Origin of the sequence: Desulfovibrio piger ATCC 29098 (assembly GCF_000156375.1) — a bacterium.
In the GTDB taxonomy this organism is placed as follows: Bacteria; Desulfobacterota; Desulfovibrionia; order Desulfovibrionales; family Desulfovibrionaceae; genus Desulfovibrio; species Desulfovibrio piger.
In genome coordinates this window covers 25379-29696 of record NZ_DS996358.1, presented here as the reverse complement: position 1 = coordinate 29696, position 4318 = coordinate 25379, and the positions used below count along the sequence as shown (strand labels likewise).

7 protein-coding genes and 1 pseudogene are annotated in these 4318 nt (G+C 59.6%); 1 reads left to right on the top strand and 7 read right to left on the bottom strand.

Annotation, left to right across the window (positions count from 1 at the left end):
• From DESPIG_RS14080 to DESPIG_RS06720, 3 genes and pseudogenes are all read right to left on the bottom strand, one after another.
• Positions 1-251: pseudogene (locus DESPIG_RS14080) on the bottom strand (baseplate J/gp47 family protein); the annotation flags it as partial.
• Positions 248-772: a GPW/gp25 family protein gene (locus DESPIG_RS06725; protein WP_246118355.1), complete on the bottom strand. Its 525-nt coding sequence runs from the start codon at positions 770-772 to the stop codon at positions 248-250. The pseudogene DESPIG_RS14080 and the gene DESPIG_RS06725, both read right to left, overlap by 4 nt.
• 44 nt (positions 773-816) lie before the next feature.
• The gene (locus DESPIG_RS06720) at positions 817-1023 is read right to left on the bottom strand and encodes a hypothetical protein (RefSeq protein ID WP_040369619.1); all 207 of its coding nucleotides are present in this window, start codon (positions 1021-1023) and stop codon (positions 817-819) included.
• A gap of 20 nt (positions 1024-1043) precedes the next feature.
• Here DESPIG_RS06720 and DESPIG_RS13260 point away from each other — a divergent pair, with 20 nt between their 5' ends.
• Positions 1044-1742, top strand: a complete 699-nt coding sequence (locus tag DESPIG_RS13260) for a DUF4145 domain-containing protein (protein ID WP_081446846.1) — start codon at positions 1044-1046, stop codon at positions 1740-1742.
• A gap of 23 nt (positions 1743-1765) precedes the next feature.
• On the opposite strand, the gene DESPIG_RS06710 is transcribed toward DESPIG_RS13260, so the two are convergent.
• From DESPIG_RS06710 to DESPIG_RS06695, 4 genes are all read right to left on the bottom strand, one after another.
• Positions 1766-2482 (bottom strand): hypothetical protein, encoded by a 717-nt coding sequence (locus DESPIG_RS06710; RefSeq protein WP_006006616.1) that lies wholly within the window; start codon positions 2480-2482, stop codon positions 1766-1768.
• The gene (locus DESPIG_RS06705; RefSeq protein WP_006006615.1) at positions 2482-3279 is read right to left on the bottom strand and encodes a hypothetical protein; all 798 of its coding nucleotides are present in this window, start codon (positions 3277-3279) and stop codon (positions 2482-2484) included. The genes DESPIG_RS06710 and DESPIG_RS06705 overlap by 1 nt, the downstream gene beginning before the upstream one ends.
• A 2-nt stretch (positions 3280-3281) precedes the next feature.
• On the bottom strand, positions 3282-3848 hold the full coding sequence (locus DESPIG_RS06700; protein WP_006006614.1) for a baseplate complex protein: 567 nt from the start codon (positions 3846-3848) through the stop codon (positions 3282-3284).
• The coding region (locus DESPIG_RS06695) for a hypothetical protein (RefSeq protein ID WP_006006613.1) at positions 3845-4318 on the bottom strand (474 nt) is incomplete at its 5' end. The genes DESPIG_RS06695 and DESPIG_RS06700, both read right to left, overlap by 4 nt.

The following is a 4318-nucleotide window of genomic DNA, read 5'->3' as shown; positions in this document are numbered from 1 at the left end:
GCCGCGTGCGTGTCCAGCCACTCCCCCGTGGCCTCAAGCGGAATAGCCTGCCTATGGATGACGGCAAGAAAGTTGTAGAGCTGCCACAGGCCCCAGGCGAACAGCTCGATGATGCCCCGCGCGATGCCCTTGTTCAGATTGAGGCGTGCAGGCAGCCAGCCCCTGGCCGCATACTCGTCCTGCACGGACTCGATGCGTTCAAAAAGTCCGGCGCGGATATCGCTTATATCTTTGGAAAGTCGTAGGCTCATAGCGCCGCCTCCGGTTCGTTGTATCTGCCGTCGCGTATGACCAGTTCCCGCACACTCTTGTTCGCCGTAAGCACCAGGTTCAACGGCTGGTCTTCTCCGATGAAACGCCATTGCACGGCCACGGTGATGGAATTTTCATTCCAGGCAAGCAGACTGCTTTTGACGCTCCCCACCACCACGCGCGGATCTTCTTCCACGCGCATGGTCACTTCCGCCAGAAAGGCCGCCCGTGTCGTGGCCGTGCTGTCCTCATAGAACCAGTCGGAAATGAGGCTGCCGAAGTCCAGGTCGTAGAACAGCGCGCCCAGACGGGTGAACAGGCGTAGCTTGATATCCTGCACGCCCGTTTCCACGCCGTCCGTCAGCACCAGTTCGCCGTTGGCCGCCACGCGCGCCTGCCCGTTGTCGTCAAGGGCTATGTCCTGTCCCCAAAGCTCGTTTGCCGTATTCATGCAACCGATACTGGCACAAAAAAGAGGAGCGCGCCCGGAAAGGACGCGCTCCATGCGAAGGTTTTTCATGGGGATTTCCATCCCTGTTTTTTGCACAAGAAATGAGAATGGAGCTAATGTGGATCGGGCAGGAAACGCGCCTCGACATGACGACGGCGTGTATTCTCGATGACCAACAACCTGGCCAGCGCCTCGATGGAGGCCACGTTGCCATGCTTTCCGGCACAGCGCACCACATGGCTCACAGCATCGTCCACAGGCGCGGTATTGACGATAGCGTAAAATTCATCCATCACTTTGTTGATATTGATCTGTTCCATATCACCCTCCAGGAGCTTCCATGTTTATATTCCAGGGAACCTGTCCTCACTGCCATTCAGACAGGGGCTTTGCGGCTTTCGGTATGAGCACTTACATACTCGGCGACTACGACTATTCAAAAACACCGGCAATTGACAGAGCCATTCTTGAAAAACGGCGTGAAAACAACCCGTTGGTAAGCTTTTCCTTGGCAGGCTCCTGTCTTTCCTGTAAAAAGCCTGTTGTCGCCACATGTTCGACCAGCCAGAAAACGCTTGAGGAAATCCGTCCCTGTATCGGTTCTGTTGAAAGAGAATCCCGCCGACAGGTCACGGTGGAACATATTTTTCCTTCTCCCGTGCAGCATTACAGCCATCCCTCGCTTCCCGAAAAGGTCAATAACGCCTTTGTTGACCTGCAAAAAATGCTTGATGAGAAAAAACAGCCGTACTTCATCATTTTCGGTTGTCGCAGTGTGCTGGAAGCTGCCGTGCGCCAGCTTGGCGGCGAAGGGAAGTCTCTGTATGACAGGATCGATAACTTGTATAAAAAAGGCGTCATTACCGCTTCGCTGAAAGAATGGGCTTCCATCATTCGCAGAGCGGGCAATGAGGCTGCGCACGATATGGAAGGCTCTCCAGATGAGGCCGGGGAACTGGTGGCGTTCACCAGAATATTTTTGCAGTTCACCTTTGAATTGCCGGACATCATTTCCAGGACTCGCGTCGCTCGCGGCTAGTTCCAGTTGTTCCCGCCAGTCTGTCAGTGCGGACAGCTCCCGCCGCTGCGGCTTCCCGCAAAGGCGTTGCCGGATACCGAAAGGTCGCCATTCACCTTGAGCGGCCCGTTAACCGTTATACTGCCGTTGGTGGTCCGGTGGGCGTTCTCCGTGGTGGTTCCCGTGCCGCCGTCGCTGCCGGAGCAGGTTTCATTCCCTTTTTTGATGATAGACGGCGCTTGCAGGGTCAGCGTACCGGCTGCTTCCACGGTGGCGTTGCCCGCCGCCTTGATGACGGCATTTCCGCCGATTTCCACGGTCCAGTTTTCAGGCGAAACGGTCAGAAAGGAGCCGTCCTTCTCAATTTTCAGACTCACGCCCGGCGTCTGCTGGATAATGAGTTCGTCCAGTCCACAGTCCGGCGCGCCGTTCATCTGCCAACGGAAGTTGCTGATGCGCGGATAGTTCGGGTCCCCGTCGTAATAGGAAAGATCGCACAGCGTCCCCACCGCCGGAGGGCAGACGATACCCCTTTTCGGCCCGCCCCATACGATAGGGATTTCCACCTTGGGAATGACCGGCTCCGACGTGTCCGGACTTTCGTCGTTCCGGAGCGGCTGCACGTCCGCATAATAGCGCCCGTCGCTGGCATACGCCGCCACGACCTTTGCCTTGCGCGTCATGCGGTAGTAGGCCCGCAAGTCCGGCATGGCCAGTTCCAGAGCACGCTTGAGCAGGGAAAGAAGGCTCTGTTCCGCCATTATCCCCAGCCTCCGTCGTATCCGTAACCAATGGTCGTCGTGTTCCCGTTCGCTCCCAAGGTATGGATGACCTCTTCCGCGCGCACCAGCTCGGAAAAATCCCGCCGCGTGTCCCGGATGCGCACCCGGCGACTGTGGGTCAATCCCGGCAGAACGGTGGACACGGCATAACTCATGCCCGCCGGGTTCGGGTCGTTGCGTATGAGGTTGGCCGCAGTTTCCACCACAAACACGTCCCCCGGTTCGTCCCCGTCGGACCAGTACAGGCCCGCTTCCCCCAGCCAGACCGCGTGCCGGGAAAGGTCGTGCCCGAAGCTACGTTCCAGGCTGGCGGCAAGCTGTTTGATGGCCCGTGCCACGGTCACATTGCTGAACACGATATGCGGGAAGGTCTCCGCCGGGATAGCGATGCCCGCCACGGGCAGCCCTGTGGACACCAGCAGGCGGCGGGCCACCACGTCCGCAGGTTCTCCGTGCATGGCTTCCGTCACCGTGGTGTCGATAAGCGCCTGTTCCAGCCCCACGGCCTGCACGCGGATGGTATCCGGCCCGGCAGGCTGAAAATCCTTCACCGTGCCGGACCAGTCGTGCCAGGTGCCGCCTTCGCCCCGGTGCCCGAAGCGCACACGCACCGCCTGTTTTTTAGCGAGAGAGACCTGCACCGAGCCGTCCGCGTCCGGGATATCCACTTCGCAGGTGGAGACCACGGCCCGGCGGCGCAGCGTCAGCACAATGCGCGGGCTGCGCAGCACTTCCACGCCGCCCACGTTGCAGCGGATGTTGATTCCTTCGATCATGGTTATTCCGCCGTAATGATAAGTTCGTCTTCCTTTGGTTCGGCGGCCTGTTTGGCCTTCTCCGCAGCCTGTTCTGCTAGTTCTTTGCTGGTGGGCGTCTTTGCCTGTGCCTTTTCCGTCTTGACCACGGGCGGGTTGTGCTCCACAAAGCCCAGCGTGACCATGATTTCATCCGTCCGGTCATTCTCCGACGAACAGAACTTGGAAAAGACCACCTGCCGCACGCCCCGCGCCAGTAAGTGCCGGTTCGCCACCGTGTAGATTTGCGGGTTAGCCTTGTCGTCCACCTTGCGGAACATGCCGGAAAGCGTCTCCAGCTTGTCGTAGCAACTGGAATCCTCGTCCGTCACCAGGTACAGCGAAATCATGATGTCGCTGTCCTCAAAGCCCTGCGGCGTCTTCTTTTTGCCGGAAGAACCATCCACCTTTTGTTCGTCGAAGCGGACCTTGCCGTCCACGCGCAGCGAATGCAGGATGCCCGGCACTTCTTCCCCGGCCAGCGTCACCACGCCGTCTTCAAAGGTGATCAGCTTCTGTCCGTTCTGTTCGTTGCCGCTGGCCTGGCTCATGCCATACCCTCCATCATGGAAATCTCCCCTTGCAGGTATTGGCGCATGGCTTCCCCGAAGTCTTCCGCCTTCTGCACGCTGGGCAGAACGATGTCCCCGTAAATGGTGATGCTCTGTCCGCCGCTCCGGACGTTGCCTTCCGTGCGGGCGGGGTCGGTCAGGTCAAAGGACGGCGCTTGCGGTATGGCTATTTCCGGGGCCTCCGGCTCCGGCACTGTCGGGGCAGCGACCGTCAGCACGGGCATCTCCGGCAGCTTGCCCGCCTGCACTTCCAGCGGAGGCAGGACAGGAAGTTTCGGAGCCGCCACCTCCGGCATGACCGGCACACCGGCAGTCGGAGGCGTGGGCAGTTTCGGCACGGTATCCGTCACAGGATTGCCGAGCCCCTTCCACCAGTCGCGGATGGCCCCGCCCACGCCGGAAAGCGCCCCGGATACTCTGGCCACAAGGCCGCCCTGGCCGCTGGTGAC